Source organism: Nitrosospira sp. Nsp14 (genome assembly GCF_900113575.1).
GTDB lineage: Bacteria > Pseudomonadota > Gammaproteobacteria > Burkholderiales > Nitrosomonadaceae > Nitrosospira.
In genome coordinates this window covers 121,004-144,182 of the sequence record NZ_FOPV01000009.1, presented here as the reverse complement: position 1 = coordinate 144,182, position 23,179 = coordinate 121,004, and the positions used below count along the sequence as shown (strand labels likewise).

19 protein-coding genes and 1 pseudogene are annotated in these 23,179 nt (G+C 54.0%); 16 read left to right on the top strand and 4 right to left on the bottom strand.

All coding sequences use genetic code 11. The annotated features are described in order from the left end of the window. The 8 genes and pseudogenes from BM022_RS16375 to BM022_RS07820 form a co-directional block, all read left to right on the top strand. Positions 1–99, top strand: a pseudogene (locus BM022_RS16375) (methane monooxygenase/ammonia monooxygenase subunit C); the annotation flags it as partial. 219 nt (positions 100–318) lie between these two features. Then, positions 319–1,143 carry a methane monooxygenase/ammonia monooxygenase subunit A gene (locus BM022_RS07850; protein ID WP_091138260.1) on the top strand — a complete coding sequence of 275 codons (825 nt, stop codon included), beginning with the start codon at positions 319–321 and terminating at the stop codon, positions 1,141–1,143. After that, a complete protein-coding gene (locus tag BM022_RS07845; RefSeq protein ID WP_091138259.1) occupies positions 1,144–2,394 on the top strand; it encodes a methane monooxygenase/ammonia monooxygenase subunit B in 1,251 nt (416 codons plus the stop codon). 205 nt (positions 2,395–2,599) lie between these two features. Further along, the gene (locus BM022_RS07840) at positions 2,600–3,169 is read left to right on the top strand and encodes a hypothetical protein (protein WP_091138257.1); all 570 of its coding nucleotides are present in this window, start codon (positions 2,600–2,602) and stop codon (positions 3,167–3,169) included. 109 nt (positions 3,170–3,278) lie between these two features. Further along, positions 3,279–3,836 carry a hypothetical protein gene (locus BM022_RS07835; protein ID WP_091138300.1) on the top strand — a complete coding sequence of 186 codons (558 nt, stop codon included), beginning with the start codon at positions 3,279–3,281 and terminating at the stop codon, positions 3,834–3,836. A 154-nt stretch (positions 3,837–3,990) separates the two neighbouring features. Then, the gene (locus BM022_RS07830) at positions 3,991–4,407 is read left to right on the top strand and encodes a copper resistance CopC family protein (RefSeq protein ID WP_177191655.1); all 417 of its coding nucleotides are present in this window, start codon (positions 3,991–3,993) and stop codon (positions 4,405–4,407) included. After that, positions 4,404–6,530, top strand: coding sequence for a CopD family protein (locus BM022_RS07825; protein WP_091138256.1), 2,127 nt, complete (start codon positions 4,404–4,406; stop codon positions 6,528–6,530). Before BM022_RS07830 ends, BM022_RS07825 begins: the two co-directional genes overlap by 4 nt. Positions 6,531–6,636: 106 nt before the next feature. Then, a complete protein-coding gene (locus BM022_RS07820) occupies positions 6,637–7,125 on the top strand; it encodes a hypothetical protein (RefSeq protein WP_091138254.1) in 489 nt (162 codons plus the stop codon). Positions 7,126–7,227: 102 nt separating this feature from the next. Here BM022_RS07820 and BM022_RS07815 read toward each other — a convergent pair whose 3' ends face one another. From BM022_RS07815 to BM022_RS07805, 3 genes are all read right to left on the bottom strand, one after another. Then, entirely contained in the window at positions 7,228–8,553 is a 1,326-nt protein-coding gene (locus BM022_RS07815; protein WP_256209046.1) for an MFS transporter, read from the bottom strand. Between the two features lie 429 nt (positions 8,554–8,982). Beyond that, positions 8,983–9,267, bottom strand: coding sequence for a hypothetical protein (locus BM022_RS07810; RefSeq protein WP_256209044.1), 285 nt, complete (start codon positions 9,265–9,267; stop codon positions 8,983–8,985). Positions 9,268–9,525: 258 nt separating this feature from the next. Next, complete coding sequence (locus tag BM022_RS07805) at positions 9,526–11,679, bottom strand: Agd3-related carbohydrate deacetylase (protein WP_091138251.1); 2,154 nt, start codon at positions 11,677–11,679, stop codon at positions 9,526–9,528. A gap of 971 nt (positions 11,680–12,650) precedes the next feature. Here BM022_RS07805 and BM022_RS07800 point away from each other — a divergent pair. From BM022_RS07800 to BM022_RS07765, 8 genes are all read left to right on the top strand, one after another. After that, positions 12,651–13,847: a tyrosine-type recombinase/integrase gene (locus tag BM022_RS07800; protein WP_091138250.1), complete on the top strand. Its 1,197-nt coding sequence runs from the start codon at positions 12,651–12,653 to the stop codon at positions 13,845–13,847. Positions 13,848–13,888: 41 nt separating this feature from the next. Further along, on the top strand, positions 13,889–14,740 hold the full coding sequence (locus BM022_RS07795; protein ID WP_091138249.1) for a hypothetical protein: 852 nt from the start codon (positions 13,889–13,891) through the stop codon (positions 14,738–14,740). A gap of 149 nt (positions 14,741–14,889) precedes the next feature. Then, entirely contained in the window at positions 14,890–15,324 is a 435-nt protein-coding gene (locus BM022_RS07790) for a helix-turn-helix domain-containing protein (protein WP_091138247.1), read from the top strand. After that, positions 15,321–15,635: a CHC2 zinc finger domain-containing protein gene (locus BM022_RS07785; RefSeq protein WP_091138246.1), complete on the top strand. Its 315-nt coding sequence runs from the start codon at positions 15,321–15,323 to the stop codon at positions 15,633–15,635. Before BM022_RS07790 ends, BM022_RS07785 begins: the two co-directional genes overlap by 4 nt. After that, on the top strand, positions 15,632–17,590 hold the full coding sequence (locus tag BM022_RS07780; protein ID WP_177191654.1) for a DUF3631 domain-containing protein: 1,959 nt from the start codon (positions 15,632–15,634) through the stop codon (positions 17,588–17,590). Before BM022_RS07785 ends, BM022_RS07780 begins: the two co-directional genes overlap by 4 nt. Before the next feature lie 204 nt (positions 17,591–17,794). Continuing rightward, positions 17,795–18,493 carry a hypothetical protein gene (locus tag BM022_RS07775; RefSeq protein ID WP_091138243.1) on the top strand — a complete coding sequence of 233 codons (699 nt, stop codon included), beginning with the start codon at positions 17,795–17,797 and terminating at the stop codon, positions 18,491–18,493. A gap of 777 nt (positions 18,494–19,270) precedes the next feature. Further along, positions 19,271–20,230, top strand: coding sequence for a hypothetical protein (locus tag BM022_RS07770; RefSeq protein WP_177191653.1), 960 nt, complete (start codon positions 19,271–19,273; stop codon positions 20,228–20,230). Between the two features lie 235 nt (positions 20,231–20,465). Next, positions 20,466–21,767, top strand: a complete 1,302-nt coding sequence (locus BM022_RS07765) for a hypothetical protein (RefSeq protein ID WP_091138241.1) — start codon at positions 20,466–20,468, stop codon at positions 21,765–21,767. A 132-nt stretch (positions 21,768–21,899) separates the two neighbouring features. On the opposite strand, the gene BM022_RS07760 is transcribed toward BM022_RS07765, so the two are convergent. Further along, positions 21,900–22,658 (bottom strand): hypothetical protein, encoded by a 759-nt coding sequence (locus tag BM022_RS07760; RefSeq protein ID WP_091138240.1) that lies wholly within the window; start codon positions 22,656–22,658, stop codon positions 21,900–21,902. Positions 22,659–23,179: the final 521 nt, after the last annotated feature.

Here is a 23,179-nt window from a genome sequence, read left to right as displayed (position 1 = left end):
GGCATTGCAGCCCAGATCATCACCCGCTACTCCAACCTCACGGACGTAGTCTGGAACGGCCAGAGCAAAGTCATCCTCAACAACCGGATCGTACCGTAATCGGTCAAAGAGGCTGAAATGAGGGCCTGCGGCCGCCCCGCCCCGGCAAGAGCGGGAGGGCGGCCGCGGCCGACAGCGGCAAAGGAATCATAGCCTGCGCGGGCAGCCAGAGACAGACCAAGGGGAAGGCAGCCGGGCAAAAGCCGCAGGCAAGACAGCAGCAAAGCAGCACAACATACATGTTTAAAGATTGCAGACATATTAGGGGAGGGCGAGGCGATGAGCAGAACCGATGAAATACTAAAGGCGGCCAAGATGCCGCCGGAAGCAGTAAAGATGTCCAGGATGATAGACGCGGTATATTTCCCGATTCTATGCATCCTGCTGGTTGGAACCTACCACATGCACTTCATGCTGCTGGCAGGCGACTGGGACTTCTGGCTGGACTGGAAGGACCGTCAATGGTGGCCGGTGGTAACGCCCATCGTAGGCATCACCTACTGTGCTGCCATCATGTACTACCTGTGGGTCAACTATAGACTGCCCTTTGGAGCCACGCTGTGCATCGTCTGCCTGCTGGTAGGCGAATGGCTGACGCGCTACTGGGGCTTCTACTGGTGGTCACACTACCCCATCAACTTTGTATTCCCCTCCACCATGATACCTGGAGCGCTGGTCATGGACACCGTCTTGCTGCTCACGCGCAACTGGATGGTTACAGCCCTGATTGGCGGGGGCGCGTTTGGTCTTCTGTTCTACCCCGGCAATTGGCCCATTTTTGGCCCGACCCACCTGCCGCTGGTGGCTGAAGGCGTACTGCTGTCGGTAGCCGACTACACAGGCTTCCTGTATGTACGCACCGGCACGCCCGAGTACGTGCGCCTGATCGAACAAGGCTCATTGCGAACCTTTGGCGGTCACACCACCGTCATTGCCGCATTCTTCTCCGCCTTCGTCTCCATGCTCATGTTCTGCGTATGGTGGTACTTTGGCAAAGTCTACTGCACCGCCTTCTACTACGTAAAAGGCGCGCGTGGCCGCGTCAGCATGAAGAACGACGTCACCGCATTTGGCGAAGAAGGCTTTCCCGAGGGGATCAAATAAATGAACACAAAAAACCTCATCAAACAGGGCGTAGCAGGCCTGTGCGGCGCAGCCGCGCTGGCCATGGGGCTGATGGTCGACATCCAGCCTGCGGCAGCGCATGGCGAACGCTCGCAGGAGCCATTCCTGCGCATGCGTACCATCCAATGGTACGACATGAAATGGCAGCCTGAGACCACCAAGGTCAACGACATGGCGTCCATGACCGGCAAATTCCACCTTGCCGAAGACTGGCCGCGGGCCGTTGGCAAGCCTGGACGCGCCTTCTTCAACGTAGGCAGCCCCAGCCCGGTGTTTGTACGGCTGAGCACCAAGCTGAACGGTGAACCGACCATGATCTCGGGCCCGCTCGAGATCGGCCGCGACTACGCCTTTGAAGCCAAGCTCAAAGCGCGGATCCCGGGACGCCATCACATGCACGCCATGGTCAACATCAAGGATGCAGGCCCGATTGCAGGCCCTGCCGCCTGGATGAACATCACCGGCAGCTGGGATGACTTCACCAATCCGATCAAACTGCTGACGGGCGAGACCATCGACACCGAGACCTTCAACTTCAGCAACGGCATCTTCTGGCACCTGTTGTGGCTGGGTCTTGGCTGCTTCTGGATCGGCTACTACGTTGCCCGGCCCATGTTCCTGCCGCGTAGCCGCGTACTGCTGGCCTATGGCGACGACCTTCTGCTCGATCCGATGGACAAGAAGATGGCATGGATCATCCTCATCCTGACCTTTGGCATCGTATGGGGCGGCTATCGTTACACCGAGACCAAGCATCCCTACACCGTGCCAATCCAGGCGGGTGAGTCCAAGGTGCAACCGCTGCCGGTGAAACCCAACCCCATCGCCATCAAAGTGACCCACGCCAACTACGACGTACCGGGGCGTGCACTGCGGGTGACGATGTCTGTGACCAACAGCGGGGATACCGCCTACCGTATTGGCGAGTTCACCACGGCTGGTGTGCGTTTCATCAACAAGGTGGGCCTGAAGCATCTGGACCGCGGCTATCCGAAGGAACTGGTTGCCACCGGACTTTCGTTTGACAACGACACCCCGATTCAACCGGGCGAGACGCGCGAAGTCAAGATGGAAGCGAAAGATGCGCTGTGGGAAGTACAACGGCTGATGGCGCTCCTGGGCGATCCGGAAAGCCGGTTTGGCGGCTTGCTCATGACCTGGAACGATGCTGGTGATCGCAACATCAACAGCATAGCCGGTGCGGTCATACCGGTCTTCACCAAGCTCTAAGCAAACTGGGGAACCGCGACAGCAAAGGTTCCTCAAAACACCGGTCCGCCACCGTCGACAGACGGCAAGGTGGATCGGTGTTTTTTTAACGCGTAAGAAACACAAAACGGCAACCGAAACAGCAATGACTCCGCTATAGCGATAAAATAGCGGAACGGTAAGCCGAGCGAACGGCGTTGTAACATGCAAGCGAGAGGATTCTTTCGTGGTTAGGCAAGTGACACAGGCAGGCGCGCTCATCCTGATTGCGGCACTCTATGCCGGCAACGCGGCCGCGCATGGACGAGAATCGATGGAAGAAGACAGTTGCGTACGCCGCATAGGCGAGAACATGGTGCACCTGAGCGCCTACCAGCCGCAATTTGACACGAGCGCCCAATACTGCACCGAAATACCCAAGGTTGGAGACACTTACTTGGTAGTGGACCTCATTGATCCGGCCATGCGCGAGATGCCCATCGGCATGCGGGTCATAAAAGGCACCAACGAAACGGAAGACGAAACCGTCTCCTACGTGCGTCCGAGCTACCATCCGGACGGCGTCATCAGGGGAGAGACGAGCCTCGATCAGGGACTCTACACCGTCATCATCACCGCCGAGGGGTTGCCGCCCTTGCGCTACCAATACCCTCTGCGGGTGCAGATGGTCAACTATGGCAACATATTCCGCACTGCGGTCGGACCGCTCATCGGCCTGCTGCTCCTGACCCTGCTGGGGTATAAACTCATGAAATCCAAACGCGTGGAGCGCTGGCGCGCCCGACGCCGCTCATAGACAACCAAAAACAGATAGACAACTCTAAAACAGATAGACGATTCTTCAATTCTTATAGGCGATTTTGATAATGTCCTTACAATTTCTCAAGCCTGCCTTCGTATGCCTGATGCTGGCCATCGGCATCCCATACACCGCACAGGTGCAGGCCCACGGCGGACTCTCCCTGGCAGATGACGTATGCAAACTCACGATCGGCCCCTACACCATGCATTTTACCGGCTACCAGCCGGATAGTACCCAGGAGAAGGAATTCTGCGAAGACATCCCGGCCACCGGACGCACCGTGGTGGCCCTTGACTACATCGAAGAAGCCTTGCGTCCCCTGCCCACCGAAGTGCGCATCATCCGCGACACCGGCCCCGGCGGCGGGCAGCCCGGACCGGAAGAACAACAAAACCTGGAGGGCATCACCATCCTGCACGTTCCGGCCAAGGTCTACCCCAACGGCTCCATCAATTTCGAATACCAGTTTGCCCAGCCCGGCAAATTCGTAGGTCTTGTGACCGTGGGCGAAAAAGGCGAATACGTCTCCCGCTTCCCATTCTCGGTAGGCGAGCCCAAAGGCACCTCGCCCTACCTCATCGTCGGCATTGCCGCGCTCGTGGTCGCTGCCGTGGTATTCTTCCTGCGCGGGCGCAAATCGAGCAACATGGGCGCCGCGTAAGCCTGGCGCAGCCGCAGGCCGGGCCCAGGGCCCAGATGCTGGAACGGCTGCGGCTGTGCTCGAACCAAACTGAAGCGATACAGTCAAACAACCATACCTGCGCTGCCAGCAGGGGCATTTGCCCGGGAGCGCGCGACAAGAACGAGGAGCAAGAATGCAACCATTGATGATTCCGGCCCTGAACCTGAAGCGGCTCATGATGGGCAGCGCCCTGATCGTGGCGCTGGCAACCTGCCTCAATAGCACCCCGGTGCTGGCGCACGCCATGCTGGTCAAGGCCGAGCCTGCGCGGCGCGCCGTGCTCGCCCAGCCGCCGGCGCAGGTGCGGCTCTGGTTCAACGAGGAAATCGAAAAGGATTATGCCTCGCTTGCCGTGCTGGATGGGGCCAAGGCCGCGGTGACCGATGCCAAGCCCGCCATTGCCGCCGACGACCCCAAGGCCATCGTTCTGACATTGCCGGAATTGGCGCCGGGCAAATACACGGTCAAGTTCCGGGTACTGTCGGTGGACGGCCACGTGGTTGACACGTCCTACGACTTCACAGTAAAGAGCAAAGCGCAAGAAAAATGATCGAGGTCATCGCGACGCTCCTGCGCTGGTTACAGCTCGCGTCCAACATGATCCTGGTCGGCGGCTGCGTCTTTCTGGCAATCGCCGGGTCCTACCACTCCCCTTGGGTCACCCGCCTGGAGCGCTCGCTGCCCTGGCTCTGCTTGATCCTCCTGATCGGACTGCTGGGCATTTTGGCCACCACCACCGCACAGGCTACCGGCATCAGCGAGAACGCCTGGCGTCCGCAAGCCTGGCTGGCACTCATGCAAAATACCCGCATGGGGCAAATCTGGATAGGCCGGGTGATCTGCGCCCTGATCGTCACCGCCATTGCCCTCTACCTGCGCCACTCCGAGCGCGCGCGCTGGAAATACGTGTTGTGCGCCACTGCCGCCGCCGTAACCCTGACCGTGGGCTCCCTTGCCAGCCATGCTGCGGCCGAAGAACTGTCGGTACTGTCGATCCTGCCCTATGCCTTGCACATCATCCTGGCCAGCGTCTGGTTTGGCGCCCTGCCCGCCTTCCTGGTGGTGTGCTATGCCTGCACCGAGCCTGCCTCATCCAATTTGAGCTTAAGCAATCCCGGCAGTCCGGGCAAACAGCCTGCCCTGCGCGCGGGCATCCAGACCGAGTCCATCCAGCGCATCCATGCCCTGTTCCAGTCACGCGAAGAAGCGGTCATGGCCGATGCCCAGGCATTGAAGCGTTTCTCCGCCATGGCCCTGCCGGTCATGCTGGCGGTGATTGCCACCGGCGTCATCATCACCGACCGCATGGTCGACACCAGCTATGGAGCGCTTGTTGCCACCTCCTACGGTTGGCTGCTCGATGCCAAGATCGCCCTGCTGGTCATCGTACTCATCATTGCCGCGCGCGCGCGCTCCACCTGGCTGCCGCTGCTGTCCCAGCGCGGCGACTCGAGCTCCGCCCAGGCCGGCGGTCAGCGGCTGCGCAAATGGGTCAGCTTCGAATTCGTGCTCGCCTTGGGGATTGTGCTCCTGGCCACCATCGTGGCCAACACCGTGCCCGCCAAGCACGCCCTCATCCAGACCTGGCCCTATTCCTTCCGCTTCTCCATCGCCGCCACCTGGGGCGACCAGATGGTCATGATGCGCGTCTGGAGCGGTGTTGCGCTCCTGCTGCTGGCAGGCGTGACCTTCACCCTTGGCAGCATCAAAAAATGGAACAACAAGCGCCGCTTCGGCATCTCCGCGCTGCTGCTGGCCCTGGCTGCAGGCGTAGGGTTGCCCCCGCTTGCCATCGACGCCTACCCGGAAACCTACCGCAAGACCCCGGTGCCGTTTGACACCATCTCCATTGCCAATGGCTCGGCCCTGTTCGCCGAGAACTGCGTGGCCTGCCATGGTACCCAGGGCAAGGGCGATGGCGTCATGGCCAAGAGCTTTCCGAAGCCGCCGGTGGACATGCTCACCGAACCGCATACCGCCAAGCATACCGCAGGCGACTTCTTCCACTGGCTCACCTTTGGCATTCCCGATACCGGCATGCCGGTGTTTGCCGACAAGCTCTCCGAAGAGGACCGCTGGGACGTGGTCAATTACCTGCACGCCATGTCGCGCGGCTACCAGGCGCGCCTGATGAGTCCCAGCGTCAAGCCCGACCAGCCCCAGCCTTCCATGAGCCCGCCCAATTTCTCCTACGTGGCGCACGACGGCTCAAGCGGCACGCTGAAGGACTTCCGCGGCCAGAAGAATGTGCTGCTGGTGCTGTTCTCATGGCCACAGTCGCGCGAGCGCCTGGCGCAGCTCGCAGGGCTCTATCCCGAGCTGACCCGTGACAATACGGTGCTGCTCGCGGTGCCGGAGGATGATCCCGACGCAAAGGAACTGGCAGAGATCACAGCCGAGGTGCCCTTCCCGGTGGTAACCGAAGGCGCCCACGAGGTGGTGCGAAGCTATGCCCTGTTCCGCCGCACCTTGAGCAAGCCCGACCTGCTGGGCCAGGGCACCTTGCCCGATCACCTGGAGTTCCTGGTGGACCGCTTTGGCTACCTGCGCGCGCGCTGGATTCCGGAGGCCGATGGCCCCGGCTGGAGCAATACCCAGATGCTGACGCAGCAGGTCGCCCAGCTCAACCGCGAAAAGGAAATACTGCCTCCCCCAGGTGACCACGTGCATTGACTTTGTTTCCCAAGCTCAATGACAGAAAGAGAGAGCACAAAGCCCAAACGGGCTGCAAATCCATTTTTTGTACACCCCTTTAATTAGTTTCCACTAGGAGAAGAAAATGAGTAAATTGCTGGCCACCGTTGTTACTGCTGCCGCGTTGGCCGTGTCACTTCCCGTTGCCGCGCACACCGAGGAATATTTCGACTCTATTGCTGCCCCACATGGCGGGCAGATGCGCATGGCTGGACCTTATCACCTGGAACTCGTGACAAAGGACAAAGAAATTCTGCTGTATGTCGCAGATCATAGCGATAACAAGATCAATACCGGCGGCGGGGTAGGGAAGGTAAGCATCCAGATAGGCAAAGGCAAGCCAGAAAACTCCATCAAGCTGCAGCCGGCGGGTGAGAACATACTAAAAGGTACCGGAGACTTCACGGTCACCCCTGAAACCACCATCATCGCGTTTATCAAACTGCCAGAACAGGACGCGCAATCCGCCCGTTTTACGCCACTCAAGTCCAAGGCGAAAGCTGCCAAAAAACCTCAGGAGAAAAAACCCGCAGGTGGTAATAACGGACATGATCATCATCACATGCATCATTAACTACCGGCAGACGCAGGTAACGAAGGACAGGTGAAAAGCTGGGCGAAGTGAGGAATTTGGACGGCAGGAAGTCCAACAGGACGCAGTCTTCGTTCAAGCCGGTCAAACTGCGTTTACGGGTACCGCGTCGGATTGGAGCGCGGCCTCCCTCCCCCTCCTTACATCGATGCTCATCAATATCGCCAGGCCGATAACAAAATAAACGCCCGTTATCAACATTGCCAGCCGATGGTCGCCACTTGAAATCCAGCTAACCGCTCCGTAGGTGATCGGTCCCACTATTGACGACAGCTTGACCGCCAGCCCCCATAATCCGAAAAACTCAGCCCGCCTCGCACTCGGGCTGAAAAAACCCACTAACGCGCGTCCGGCGGATTGCGAGGCCCCGAGACACAGTCCGGCAACGTTGGCAGCCAGCCAGAAGGTAGACCGGCTTTCCGCCGACCAGGCCAGCAACACCATCAGAAGCCAGCCACACAGCGTCAATGCAATCGTTGGAATATGGCCGATTCTGTCCTGAACGCTGCCGAACGCAAGGGCCCCAACTGACGCGGTGACATTGACCACGAGCACCAGAAACATGGTGTCGCCCGTATCGAAATGCATTACTTGTTGGGCATATATCGCCGCCAGCGTGATGACGGTTTGTATGCCAGCCTGATAAAAGACGAGACAGGCCAGAAAACGCAACAAGTCGCGAAACTCACGGACCTGATGAAGCGTACCCGCGAGACGCGCCACTGCTTCACGCAGCGCGCTGCCTCCGAAAAGATGCGGTTGAGGTAAGGCGCGTTCTTTAAGGAAAAGAAAGGTGGGAATACAGGCTACAGCAAAAATTACTGCTGTTATAAGCATTGTCACGGGCACAAACTGATCGGCTCGCATGCCGATATTCTGGGCCCATGTGACATACGCCAGCGATACGCCCAAGCTGACCAGCCCGCCGATATAACCGAGGCTCCAACCCCAGCCTGACACTTTTCCCAGCGCCCTGCTCTGAGCCAGTTCCGGCAAAAAGGCGGCAATCAGATTTTCGCCGCAACCGAAAAAAAAATTTGACAGAATAATCAGCAAAATTGCCAGCCCGAGATCGCCGGGGCCGATAAAATAAAGCAGCGCGGTAAATGAAACGCATCCAACAGTCGTCAGCAACAGCAGCCGTTTCTTTGCAGCATAGGCATCAGCATAGGCGCCAAGGAGCGGTGCAGCGACAATAATCAGCGCATATGAAACCCCAAGCGAGGCAGTCCATGCGAACGTTCCCCAGTCCTCATTGTTTGTTACTACGCCAACGAAGTAAGCATTGAAAATTGCTGTAATCACCACCGTGGTATAGCCGGAGTTGGCAAAGTCGAACATCGCCCACGACCACGCTTCCCGCTTGCTCACGCCGGCAGCAAGATACCTTGATTCGTTACCTGATGACATAACCCACCATTAAATACGACGAGCCCATAGCCTCCCCCTTCACGTGCAAACACAAAACCGCAAAGGGATACCTAAACCGGTAGGAAGCGGGCGCTCGACGCGACGAATCCGAAAAGAGAGCGCCTACTTTCAAGCGCGATAAAACAATTATATTCAGTCGTGGAGTTGGGAAAGCGGGAGCCCATGCATTCGGATATTACCGTAAAACCGATCTCGACCCCTATATGGTCCCGCCATATCGCGCACCGTCTGAAAAGCTTCCCGGTGATGTCGGTTTTGGGCGCGATCCGCCTTAATGCTTAACGGGTGCTGCGCTAGCTTGCATTGGGGAGCAACACGGAAGAAGGGGCAATGACCCAGGATATGTTACCGCCATACTGATTTATCCCTACGCCGCATTCTTCCGGAGAAGCAGACGGTTCAGAACTATTAGTGCTTCACCTGCCCCAGGTCGCCGGACACATTCAGCAGAACACCTATCAGGTTGAGCATTCCTTCCATTAGCAATTTGAGATGCTCGTCGTTGCGTTCAAACGATCGTAACGAAGCCAGCGTGGCGTCTATTGGTATCTCCCCCTGTTTTATCTGGTGATGGGCAAGATTCAAGGCAAGCAGTCGCGCACACTCCGCGAGTTGTTCTTTGGTCGCTTTTCTTATCAGCATGTCCGCCAGCTCATAGGTCTGATCGAACGTCAAAATGTCGGACATAGTCATTCTCTATCTTTAAGATTAACACCACTCGACCTCGCTCCTGTTCATCACCGAGCGGGGTAAAAACCTTTGCGCCCTACCGGGGCCTCTGCCTCTATTACTCGTTTGCCAGCCTGCCCCCAATACCCACGACAAACAAACCGCATCTTAACCCCATGCACGAGATTTACCATTGGACTGAAGTACGGCTACTCAAAACGTCATTGAAGGAACGGCACCGCTGCAGCCCAAAGCCCAGCAATCGAGGAGAGTACCCCACGTTCACTTGGTCAGCGCCCTGTCAATCGAAAACTTCCTGGGGGTGTTGCCAATGGCGACTTCCCGCACGAATTGACCCCCGTAAAGCTCTCCGCCCGAGATACCCGTAACAGCAAGGCTCGGTATGGACTTATCCGCAGAAAGGGTAACGTGATCGTTCGCGCGGTCCCATGTCCCATGAATAACCGCCGACTTCGCGTTGAGCCTTGCCGCAGTGCGATCACCGATCAAATAATAGGGGATATTCTTGACCGGTAGCGTCAACAGCTCCTCATATCCTGCGAATACGGCGTTAAGCCAGTCAAACTGGAGTGTGCTACCCTCCTCGTCGTATCTGGCGAGGTTTGCCTGATGGAAAAAATGCGGCCACTTTTTTAACGTCAGCATATGTCGCACGGCCAGATCGGCTTCCGCAACGAGGATTTCAGCATAATTCCTGCGTGAGCAGAGCGCCTGCGGTACGTCACACGGGTCTTGTCCCACCTCAACGAACCGCCCGTGATAAAGGTAGTTGTACTCATCCTCCAGTTGCATGGGATTCGTCACGTTAAAAAAAATATCCGTGGGCCAGCGTGGTAGCAACAGGCGATCCGCCGGGCTGCCGTCCTCGTACTGGGTAATAAACTGTTCGACGTTCTGGGCGGGCTGCGTTGAGTCGGCGCCAAGATAGCGAACTCCCGCTTTAGCTGCTGCTTCCAGGAACAGCGGGTTGGCGCCTCCGGCGTCAAATTCCGTATCATCCGCTTGGACATCGAACATATCCCGATGCAGAGCAGGTTTAACGGTGCACTTGTGGTCTTTGAGGCCCGAGTGCTCTCCACTCAGGAGTACCCGGTCGTTTTCACCTCTGTCGGGAAGTCCCAGAAGTCCCCAGACTACCCGGTTCCTGAGAATCTCGGCTTTAATAGCCGCGACTGTGTTAAGAGTCGCGTAATCACAAGGCGCATCAGATCGAGCCCGCGCCTTATCCAGGGTCGCGTGACTGAAGGTGTGGTTGATGAAGCGGAAGTTTCTCTTATTGACGACGACTGCGGCCACGAGGTCGTCCTTCAGGTTTGCAATCAACGTCGCAGCTTTCGGGTAAACCACGGCCCCCGCACCATTAAACGCAAAATCCAACTTGAAGGCGCCCGCTAGCGGGTGCGCGGCGCGAAAGGCGAGTTGCTTGCTCACCGCGTTGTTGACGTCAGCGCCGCTCAAGCGATAGCTATTCGCGGGGTTACTTGCCTTAAGGGCCGTGTCCCAAACGAGGCTACGAAGAAACAAATCGTCCACATGAGTTGCCATATGTATACGACGCCCCCCCACAAATACTCCTTGCGTCACCCAGTTGATGAACTCATAGGCAAGAACCTGTGAATGGATAAGGAACGCTGCGTTGGTAATCGTCGAGATCATTACCTCCCGTACGGGCTTGCTTCGCGCGGGCGTCATGTATCGGACAATGGATACCAGGGCTTCGCCTTTTTCCGTTCTGAGGAGCGGCTCTACCCGGGGGACAGAACCATCCCGTGGGCCAGCAGCATCATTCCGGGGATTGCCCGCGAACGCGAAGTTAGTAACTGGAAGTGAATTGGCCTGGTTCACATACTCAAACACTTCCTTGTTGTATGCGGCGGACACTGACCACCGGCCTTCATAGTCGTCGCCGCTGGACGAATAGACCAGCCCATAATCCAGATAAACCCCATGGGGAGGCCGCGAGTCCTTATAAGTGGCTGGCCAGCCTGACAGCACCGCTTCACGGACGCCGAAATTCCTCTCGTAATTGTGCAGGATGTCCCATTCTGATGGGGTGAAGGCGGGAGACAGGTCAGAATCCGTAAGGATGATGCCGTTGTAGTTGCCCACGCAACCTTCGTCCTCCACATTGCAGCCGGGTCCGGTTTGAGAAGTGGAGAGAGACGCCACAGTCAAATCCTGTGTCCTGACGTTTAACACATCATATGGCACGCCCATTTCTTCAAGGAAGGGCTTGATATAAGCAAATCCCATATCTTCCGCGACCCCGCCTGTCGTGACCACCAGTATCCTTAATTTGACGGTGTTGTCCGCAAAGGTTGGCGGCGTCAAGGCAGCCAATACCAGGCATACCACTAACGACACGAGGCGGGAGCCCTCAATGTCCAATATTTTCGCTGTAAAAAAAAGCTTCATTTCGCGCTATTTGGCAAACAAAATAATAAACATTCCAAATATAAACGAGCTCAGGCCCTTTCCCGCAAAAGATAATTCACTAGCTAATCTTTCCTCCCCATTATCCATCTCAGCAAGACCACTCCGATACCATATAAGGTGCTACCTTAGCCTTGCTCAAGGCCTACAACTCCAGCTAATTTCCCCCTCTTTGATGTCCCATAAGGGCATAACGTTTTACAAGCGAAAATGCTTACGCGACACGCAACGATTTTACGGCGCGGAACTCTGTCCGCGAGCCGACGCCGAACCCTGGCAACACCTCACACTCTTGAGCTCGTTACACATGTCAAGTAAGGCATGTTCTAATCTGTAGATCGTTGCACTTCGAAAGCAGTCCGACGGTGTCGCTCCGAGAGGTAACAAAAATAAAGAAGGATAACAACAGAAAAGCGCCCCTGAGCTCGAGCCGGGCGAGTGCGGGGAGGATCAGGTGTTCGATCCAAGAGAATTTACGTTAAACACAGAAAACGCCAGGTGGCGACGGGCATGGTCCGGACCCGCAACTGTCCCGAGTGCCGCCACCGCCCAACATACGAAGTGGGGCCTTGGTCTGCAAAAGAATGCCGTGCGCGAGACTGGTAGCAAGGCGAATATTAAGCGATAGCGTGGGGGATACCGCGGAAGTTGCCGTCCAGGTACCGAATTTCCATCAAACTGTTTTCGCTTACCCGGTGTAACCCGATGTCCGGGACGTTGAGCGGTGGCGCGATGTAACGGATGTAGGAATGTACTAATTGGTGCTGTTGAGAGGAGTCGAACCCCCGACCTACTGATTACGAATCAGAATGCCCCCCGTTTTCCCCAAATTGATTAAAGTTTATAACCCTTGATATACGGTCATCTTCAGCCTATAGTGACATTTATGTTGTAACACAGAGTGTACGCTAAATTCACCTCTGGAGTTACCCCAGAGTTACCCAGAGGATGAGATGGCGAATAAGATTAATTTCACGAAAGCAATGATTGAAGGCTTGCCGTTGCCCGAACAAGGCAAGCGAATCGATTTCCACGACACGAAGACGCTAGGCTTACAGGTTCGAGTAAGTTCGAACGGTACTCGGACATTTTCTGTATTACGTCGGATACATGGAAGACTCGAACGCGTTACGCTGGGTCGCTATCCCGCTCTAACTATTGAGCAGGCAAGACGGAAGGCTGCCGAGATTAATGCTGACATTGCTAATAGCGTAAATCCAGCTGAAGTGAAAAGGGGACGAAAGGCTGAGCTTACCTTTTCTGAACTCTTCGGGGAATACCTCGAACGACACTCCAAGCCCAACAAGAAAACCTGGGCTCAGGACGAGTCCCAATTCCATTCGTATCTGCGGGCGACGTTAGGGCCCAAGAAGATTTCCGCCATTAACCGGAGCAGCGTAGCGTCTATCCACAGCAGTATCACCAAAGCGGGACAAGCCACCACTGCCAATCGGGTAAAAGCGTTGGTATCAAGTATATTTGGTTGGGCCATATCCGCGGGCCTGTGGCACACGAACCCGGCAACGGGCATCAAACATAATAAGGAGCAGTCGCGCGATCGCTTCATCCAGGGAGACGAATTGCCCAGATTCTTCCGCGCTTTGGCGGATGAACAGAACTCGAGCATGCGAGATTTTTTCCTGCTGTCATTGCTTACGGGTGCCCGGCGAGCCAACGTATTGGCAATGCGGTGGGAGGATATAAGTCTGGACCGAGCAGAGTGGCGTCTCAGAACGACAAAGAACGGAACTCCGCAAACGGTCACCCTGTCGCCCCAAGCAATCCAGATTCTACGCGACCGGTTGCCGTTGGAGCCGACTGTTTTCGTTTTTCCAGGCAGGGGAAAGACCGGCCATTTGGCCGAACCTAAGAAAGGCTGGCAGCGAATTCTCTCCCGAGCAGGTCTCGGTGACCTACGGATTCATGACTTACGACGAACCTTGGGAAGCTGGCAGGCCAAGCAGGGCGCGAGCCTAGCCATAATTGGCAAAAGTCTTAATCATAAAAGTCAGAATACTACAGCGATTTATGCTCGCCTCGACCTTGATCCGGTAAGGGATAGTGTCAATGCGGCCACGAGCGCAATGATGGTGGCCGGTGGATTGACGCCGGATATGGGTGTAGTGAAATTTAACAGGAGCAGAGGTTAGTCACGTGAGGCAATCGTTTTTCCAACCGCGAAGAGGAACTCATGAATTTTCCGGACTGGGCACCAGCCCTTTTGGTTTGGACTTATAACCACTACCCGCACCCTAGAGAATACCCAGGTGGCGAATACCCGCCCTGTCCATCTGATCCGGACGGCCATATTGCCCAACTTCTCGAGGAGGACGAGCAGTTTAAGCAAATGTCCAAGCAACGGCAGGAGAACTATCGGACCAGTTTACACCGGACGGAGTTTGCCCTTCCCCCAGAAAAGGGTAAAGAGCTGCTGGGTAAGTTGATTACGGACCTTAGAATGAAACCCGTCTGGGCTTCCCTTTCAAAGCGGAGTAAGGAAGAGGTACAGCTCCTCTATTTCTGGCACGAATGTGAACGAGCAATTTTGGGATGGCTGGGTGCGCAGAAACTGAGTCCGAAGCAGCGCAGGGATCATTTCCTCAAAATGCATCATCACGCCCTTGAGTTATTGCAGATGATGTACGAGACGGAAGAGTTTCACAATTACTCAATTATGGATTTAATCAGCACCGAGTCCATTAATTCATTACAAAATGTACTCAATCTCGAAATAAGCCGGCCGGGGGGCGAAGATGATATTGACGAGCTAAGGCGTTTTTTTCTGGCAGAGGGAGCTCCGTCTATATATCAAATCCTTCGCGACGTTGCTGACAAGTCGCTTCAGTTTTCAAAAAAAACACCATTAGTACGAAAACCGAATTCAGACAACGCGGCTATACATTACTTTGTCCGTAAGCTGTCCCGTTACCTTAAAGAAGAATATGGAACACCCCTGCATGAAGTTGTGGCTGCTACTGCAGGGGTTGTCTTTGATCAGCCGGAGATCGACCTGGATTACGTCAGTAAACTCGTAAAAAACTAGAAGGAGGATTTTATCCTTTTTTTTACAATAATCCTCCAGGGAGGATTTATCATGAAATTGTAAAAAAATCCTCCTACTTCCATCCCGCTTTACCTCCCTAATATTCCTCCCGGTAGCTGGCCATTTACAGCGAAACCCGAGGGAATATTATGAATACCAGAGTTTTATCCGAATCTCTCCTAGAAAACCGACCCACCGACCCCCTGCTTTCGACACTGGAAGCTGCTTCATATCTCGGTCTCGCTGACAACACCCTTCCTGTGTGGCGTAGCACAGGACGTTATGACGTTCCCTATATAAAAGTCGGCAGACTAGTCAGGTATCGCAAGTCGGACCTCGATTCGTTCCTCGCGCGCAGAACCCAGGGCCAGATTAAAGGCGAGGTTATCACTACGGTGTTGCGCCCTCCGGCCGAGATCAGGCAAAAGCACAAATCCCAGGCAAACCAGCACGGGTCTTGCTCAGCGTTGCCCCAACACTCCGACATCAAGTCTTACCACAGATGCAGGGGCAACGCAGCGGACGAGCCCAACTCTCAGGAGTATTCGGAAACTGAAGAAAAAGGTTTAAGGGGGGAGCGATGAAACTAACGATTCAGACTTGGGAAGGAAATCGAAACTACTTCTTGTTTCGACGTGACCAGCTCGCAATACCATCCGAATATCATAAGGGTCAGGACCTGAAACCAGCCGGCAAGGGGGAATGGAAATACGCTCGCTGCCCTTTCCAAGATGACACCAGACCGAGCTTGCGTATCAACGTTGACACGGGCGGCGTTCGCGGTATGGCTTGCGGTGCTCATGGAAGCGATGTGCTGGCTTTTCATAGGCAACTGCCTGGGCTGAGCTTTGTGGAGGCCGCAAAGCAACTGGGCGCATGGGGTATACGGCCATGACTGAGACCGCAAAGGAGGGAGCGCTGCGCCTCGTTGGGTTCATGCTAGCGAAAGGGTACCGACCCGAAGCGTTACACGAGTACACGGACCAAAACGGCCGTGCGGTCTATCACCGTATGCGTCTCAGACACCCTGCCACGGGCGAGAAGTGCTTCCTCCCCATGAAGTTTGAAGTTGAGTCTTATGTCCTGGGAGTGCCCGAGTTTCCAGCGGGGAAACCTTTATATCGCCTACATCAACTGCATCTGCGCCCCAATGACGTCGTCTTCTTGGTGGAGGGCGAAAAGTGCGCGGACGAACTCGAGACACTGGGGCTCCTCGCAACTACAAGTGGCGGGGCCGATTCATTTGAAAAGGCGGACTTCAAGCCATTGGCTGGCCGCAACGTTGTGTTATGGCGCGACAACGACGAAGCCGGGAAGCGCTGGGCCCTGGCAATAACACGTAAATTAAGGGCGCTCGGCTGTAAATTGCAGCACATCGAGATTGATGAGTTGGCTTTAGCTGAGAAGGAAGATTGCGTCGACTGGTTGGCAAAAAATCCCGATGCCACCGCTGCCGCCGTTTCGGCGCTATCCATGGTTGCTCCGGATCCTGAGAGCAAGGATGAGGCCATTGAGCGTCTTGCCGCGTTACCCCCGTTTGAATACGACCGGGTACGCAAAGACGAGGCCAAAATCCTGCGCATTCGCGCTGATACCTTGGACAAACTTGTCCGGGGAGTAGACGAGACGACGACTACTGATGAGAGCCCCTTTACTGATCCCGAGCCGTGGCCGGAACCGATACACCCAGCTCAACTTCTGAATGAAATAGTAATGATCATTCGGCGTTTCATCGTTCTGGATTCAAAGCAGGCACATGCGGTGGCGCTATGGGTGGCATTTACATGGCTTATCGACGTGGTGAAAGTAGCGCCCTTGATCATCATCAATGCGCCCGAGAGGGAGTGTGGCAAGTCGCAACTTTTATCATTGCTACTCAAGCTGTCCCGTAAGGCTCTCAGCACAGCCAATATGAGGTCGGCAACGCTATTTCGAATTGCTGAAAAGTGGCATCCTTCAATCATGATCGATGAGGCGGATACGTTCATCAAAACTGATGAGGAAATGTCCGGGCTGATAAATGCTGGCCACACCCGAGATAGTGCCTTCGCATGGCGATTGGTTGGCGACGATCATGAACCGAAGGCTTTCAGTGTGTGGGGAGCGAAGGCGTTTGCGGGTATAAGCCTGGAAAGGCATTTGCCGCCGGCGACGATGAGTCGGGCAATAGTAATTCAACTCCGGCGTAAATTACCGAATGAAAAGGTTTCGCGGTTACGGCATGCCGAGAATGATCTGTTTGCGGATCTAGCATCAAAGCTGGCGCGTTTCGCAGATGACTTTTCACAACAGGTCCAGCAGGCGCAACCGATACTCCCCGATTCGCTAGGAGATCGGGAACAGGATAATTGGGAACCGCTGTTGGCAATAGCCGAATGCGCAGGCGCGAGATGGACTAAACGGGCAACCGATGCTGCATTGAAACTGTCCGGTAACAAAAGTCATGAATTGGTCAGTCCGACTAACGAGCTATTATCCGACATTCGGGAAATTTTTGAGAATGGACCTGATGGCCCCATTTCCAAGATTAGATACACGGATTTGATGGATTCGCTTGCAGAGGACTCTGAAAAGTCATGGGATACTTACAACCGGGGTAAGCCCATAACAATGCGACAGGTGACAAATTTACTGAAACCGTATGGAATCAAGTCGAAAACCATCCGCTTCGGTTTTAGCAGCTGTAAGGGGTTTGAGGTAGGACAGTTTGCTGATGCGTTCGCACGCTACCTGCCCATCCCAGAAGATCCTCGGTCACAGGGTAACAATTCTCCGAAACTCAATAGGGGCGCGGTTATTGATGTTACTGATGCTGCTACCCGTTACCGAATCGCCAGTAACGGAGAGTAATGTTACCGAATCGTCAGTAACGGGTAACCCTTCGGTAACGCGGAAACCAGCGTAGATACTGGATTGTTACCTGTTACCGGAGGAACGAGCAGTGGTGGCGTGGCCCTGATTCTACCTCTGCAGTATCACATGTGCGGGTGCGGAACGGTGGAGTGATAGTATGCTTTTAATTGCCGTGTTCATTGATCCAACAAGGAGCCAATAGTGGGGAACAAGCAACAGCAAGAGGTGGCAAAATCTGAGCCCGAGAAATACCCGCGCAAGGCGGTGCAGTGCGAAGATGGCGAAAACGGGGAAAAGAGGGGGCGCAATTATGCGAGGCTGGTGATTTCGCCCGAGCTTGCAGCGCATCGAATTATTAATAAAGTGGAACATGAATCGGGGGTGGGTGAACATATTGACGTGCCGACATTGATGGACATCTTACGCGACCAAGCTGCGACGGCCAGCAAGGGCGACCTGGCTCAAGCGGAGGCGATGCTTATGAATCAGGCGACCGCGTTGCAAAGCCTTTTCGCTCGACTGACGGAAAAAGCTTTTTCGGCCACGCACCCCACCTCATTCGACAGTTTTATCCGTGTTGCGCTAAGAGCACAAACCCAGTGCAGAGCTACCCTTGAATCCTTGGCAGCAATCAAGAATCCACCAACAATATATTCAGGGCAAACAAATATCGCGCATGGCCACCAGCAGGTTAACAATGCGATAACTGCGCCGTTGTCAGCGATGCGGCCGGGAAAAAATGAAATGCAGCAAAACGAACTATTAGAGGTAGGTCATGGCGGCGAGAAAATGGACGTGGAACCAGCGGGCGAAGCAATCAGAGCTGATTCAGCAATGGAAACCGTGGGAGCATTCAATAGGGGCTCGAACCCCGGAGGGCAAGGCAAAAGTGGCACGTAACGCATATAAGGGCGGTACACGTCCTTTGCTGCGCGAATTGTCCCTGTTGCTAAAAGAGCAAAGGAGGCGAATATCAGAATAGGGAAGGACAGGCAGGCCCCAGCCGTCGCTTGTGGAAAGGATTGTAAACCGGTCTTTTATCTTTGTCAGTTGAAAGCCCTGCGCATCTAATTTCCACCTACTCCTAGCGCTGGTACTGAGTATTGGTATGAGATTCATTTAAAATTTGGGGTCATTCGAATACGGCGATCATTCGCCACTATTAAAACGTCATTTTCTCTTTTCTCTTGCCGTTTCTTGTTCGTTATTCGTCTCGTGCTTTTGCTCGATGTTCGGTCCGGCGATGGCATGAACACCCTCTCCATTTGATACGCTTAAATCCAAATTGCTTAGCTCAAAGGGGTTATTATCCTACCTCAGCAGTAATATCCGGTGGACTTGAGCATAGCGGTGGTTGTGGGAGCCTTCGTATTATTTAGGGTATCCATTTCTGGTTATATAACCCATCGTGCAGGGGTATGTTTTACATGAACTGTAGTGCAATTAGGATCGCGGTGATTACGGCAGGCCCCTTGACGTGCGCACAAAAAACCTGAGATGAGCTAATGAGGCTTCCCAGCATTTATTTGCGCATGAATTCGAGGGGCTCAGAATATATAGCTAAACCAGGGACTACAAATGGTTGGATTGAGTCTATGAGAAGAATTTAGAGCCGGGGGACGCTCGATGTCGCGCTCGGGGGCTTCTCGCTGCTTGAGGAGTTTCACAATTTCTAACATGATCAAAAGAGAGATATATTTGGCAAAGACGAATAAAAATAGTTTTCGCCTCGATGCGGACTTCACCGAAGACACTGTTGGTTTCGCTATTGAATCCTTTTTGTCCGTATTGAGTTTTCCCCGCCTTCGTTTTTCAATCAAACCGTTTTCCCGGCGGCAGGAGCGATGGCTGGGAGCGGATGCGCGATTGGATGGGTATCTGAAGAGTTTCAAGCCTTTTTACATGCAATTCAAACGGCCATCTGCATACCCCGACATCAGTACAGCCAAGGTCATTGCCGACAGAGAAAAGCTACGTTTGCCCGTGTCGCCTCACACTTTGTACTTCGAGTTGCGCAAGAAGCGGGAACAGCACTACGACTACCAACACAACGTCTTGTACCGTCTGCGTAAGCGGCTGCTCTCTGCCGGTGTTGGGGATGCGGCGTATGTTTGCCCGTTGTTTCTCGAACGGTCTGCATACAGGTTTCATGTCCACATGTCGGGGTTAATGTTGTGGCCAATATTTTGGCGCAGCAGCCCTTGGGAATTGGAGGAAATCCTGATCTCCAGTACGAGTGGCGAAATCAAATTCGATCAAGTTCCTGTATTGCGCGAGCATATTTCCATTCCACCCCACTCAATAGTATCGGACGCTAAGCACAGCTACAGTTTTACAGAGGGGGGTTCAGATTTATGCTTCCACTCCCCCCTCGCATTGCCCGATGTTGGGACTAGCTTGACGAGTTTCTTAGCGAAAGTGGCTGGGACCGTTCAAGACGATCACGGATTCATTTCGATTAACGATGCAGGTAGGCGTTTGCGGGAGCTGTTTGCTGCGGAAGATAACGCTGAAAATGGTTTTCTGCTTCCCGAAAGTATGCGAGCAAACGACAATGGCCTAGAGGCTTGGTTGTATTGGGGTGATTACCTTCGCCAGGAATTCGGTATAGAACAGTTTGCCTTAGTTCGATGGTGAGCGTAATGACAGCAAAAAAAGAACAATTGTCACAAAAAGTTCCCACGGCGGTGGGCAGGAAAACTTTGCGCTTGAGGCTGCTAATTTCCGTGCCCCAAATTTTCCAAACCTTGATTCGAGATTGAGTGCACTATCCCGCCCGTCAATCCCTTCGTCGAAGGCAATCCGGCAAGCCCCTTCACACATGGGGAAGTGCCGTTTTGCTAACGTCTATGTTTCCAAAGAGAGGTGGTAGATGTTTGACGAGTATTCTATTGAGCAGCGTGCAACCCAGATTTTCGACGCACGAACCAAGGAATATTTTTTAGAGGTGTTGAGCTGTTATGAGTCGGGTAACTACCGATCATCAGTCGTTATGCTGTGGGCAGTTGCCGTCTGCGATCTCCTCTTCAAGTTACAGAACCTCGACGACCTCTATGGCGATGCAAAGGCCAAGGACATTCTGACTGAGATCGGTAAGCTGCAACAGGAAAACGAACGGTCGCCGATTTGGGAAACTAAGCTGGTTGTGGCGGTTGCCGAGCAAACCCAGCTACTCGATATCGCGGATCGGGAAAATTTGTTGCATCTGCAGAGACAGCGCCATCTCGCCGCACATCCGGTGGTGAACGCGAACTTCCAGTTGCACCGACCCAACCGGGAAACGGCCCGCGCAATGATTCGCAATACCCTTGATGGTTTGCTTACTAAAGCACCTATTCTGTCCAAACAAATCGTAGATGACCTTGTTGAAAATCTCGAACAGACATCAAGTATTCTGATCGACGACAAGCAACTAAAAGCGTACTTGGAGAGTAAGTATTTCGCGCGCTTCAATCCGGAGGTTGAGAAGCTTGTGTTTCGGGCATTATGGAGGTTTGCGTTTCGGCTCACCAATGAGCGTTGCGAGAAAAACCGAGACATTAACTACAGGGCGCTGAAGTTGCTATTCTCGCGAAACCCGCATGGTTTCAGAAGCTTGGTCGAAACAGACAAAGACTATTTCAGCGAGATAGCGCCTACTGGTAGCCCCGTCGTCTATCTCATCGGTTTCCTCTCAAAAGAACCATATTTGTACCGATTATTGGCCAATCACGCAAAAACGGCAATTCAACATGCTGCGGAACATAGCGTGTGGGGGAGGTGCATGGCCTGGTTCACAGCGGAGAGCTTGCAGGAGCATGGTATGCGGTTGGGCGAGTGGATTCTTGGACAAGAAAGTCCGCAGATTGATACCAACATGTGGAAAGCCCTTGAGGAACTGTCAGAGTCCCCCGAATGGGATAAGGTAGTTGTTCGGCTAGCCAATAAATATTACGTCGCCAGCGGCAGCTACGATACTGCGGATCGACGTTTTAGCGAGGCCATCCGGCCAAGGTTGGGGCGGTATGAGATCGGCGATTGCGTTGACCTCATTGAGGGGATAGAAAGTAACAGCCAAACTTGGGCAAGAAGTCGGGCCTCGGACGATCACGGTTTTTTACGCGATCTGGCCCTTAAGCTTGATCCTACCTTCGATGCTGGACAGTATTCAACATTCATTCGTTATCTCGACTGAAGCGGCCATATTTGGATACGACAAAAACAACTCTATATCTATAGAGACCGGTTGATTTTTAACCGCTAGCGTACGGGCCCTTCCAGAGTAGAAAACAGGCGGAAGTAATAAATCGCCGTAAATTACCCCTTGCTATTTACGTGAACGACGGCGCCCATTGATCGGCTTTGGTTCAGGGATTAGCTGGCACCAGCCTAACTTCTCTTCAATTCTGTCCCAAACTGATGCAATAACGCTCCTCTCTGCCCGCGCTCGGACTCCCTCTCGGAGGTGCCCGATGGGATACCACTTATTATTCTCTTCCTGGTAAAAGACCCGTTCGTAGACATTACCGGTGTGTGAAATGCGATGTGTTTCGTAATGTTGTGATAGCAGCGTTAACGCGTGATTGAGGCTAACCGCATCCTTATGAGATACTTCTTCCGGCACATGTACAGTACTGCACTCCAGCTCTGAACGCTCGAGTCCCTTTAGCCGAATCCAAAGTCCACCCCCCATCTTTTTTGCGACCAATTCCCTTTGTCGGGGGATAGATATGTTCGGCGGGCCAATCACAATTTGTTCGAACCGTGTCGTGCCTGGAGGCATGTTTTCGATGGGAACATCTGGCCAAGGTCGTCCTACCCGTACATATCTCATACCCGCGCCTCGGTCACTGAGGGCTACCAATAATTTCGTACCCTCATCCAGGATCTTGACAACAGTCTCGTCACTAACCATTTTAAGAAAGGCTTTGTCCATGATTTGCGCGATAGGGATAACAAGGTTGCCAATGGTTCCTTCGTGTACGGGGACGTCTCCACCATAGAAGAATTCCCATTTAGTTCCGACCCTGCGTACAGGCACCGTAACCTTTGCCGTCCAATTCGGGTCGTATACCTCATCAATCATTCCTCGCCTCCTTCCCCTTTTTATAAACGGGGCAACTGCGGACGTCACGCGATAAACTTCTGGAGCAACCCCAACTCTGTAAGACAAGTCTCAAATTAGATCCGAACGACTACAGCAAAAAGCCCTTCCTGACTAACTCTGAAACGTCCATTAGCTCAAGCATGTCTAAACGCGAGTCTACTAATTATTGTAGAAATAACTATTGGACTGACGTACACCTCGCGACTACTCAGCTTGAAAGTCCAACCGTGATACGTTCACCGGCTAGGTTTGCCTGCACGGAAAAAGCTGTACTAAGGTCCACTGTTCATTAATCTCCATAGCCGTATGATCGAGCCTGTGCCAGTAATACAGTTAGCAGGCCACACGCTATTGTTCCGCTGTCCTATGGTTAAGACCAAAAAAGGCTGATTTATTTAATAAACAACAGGTGGCTTAATAGGTGACGAGCTTGTGCAGCTGGTAGGAGGGCGCCTGCCAGCCACGACAAATCAACCGAGGGTGATGTAATGGATACCGAA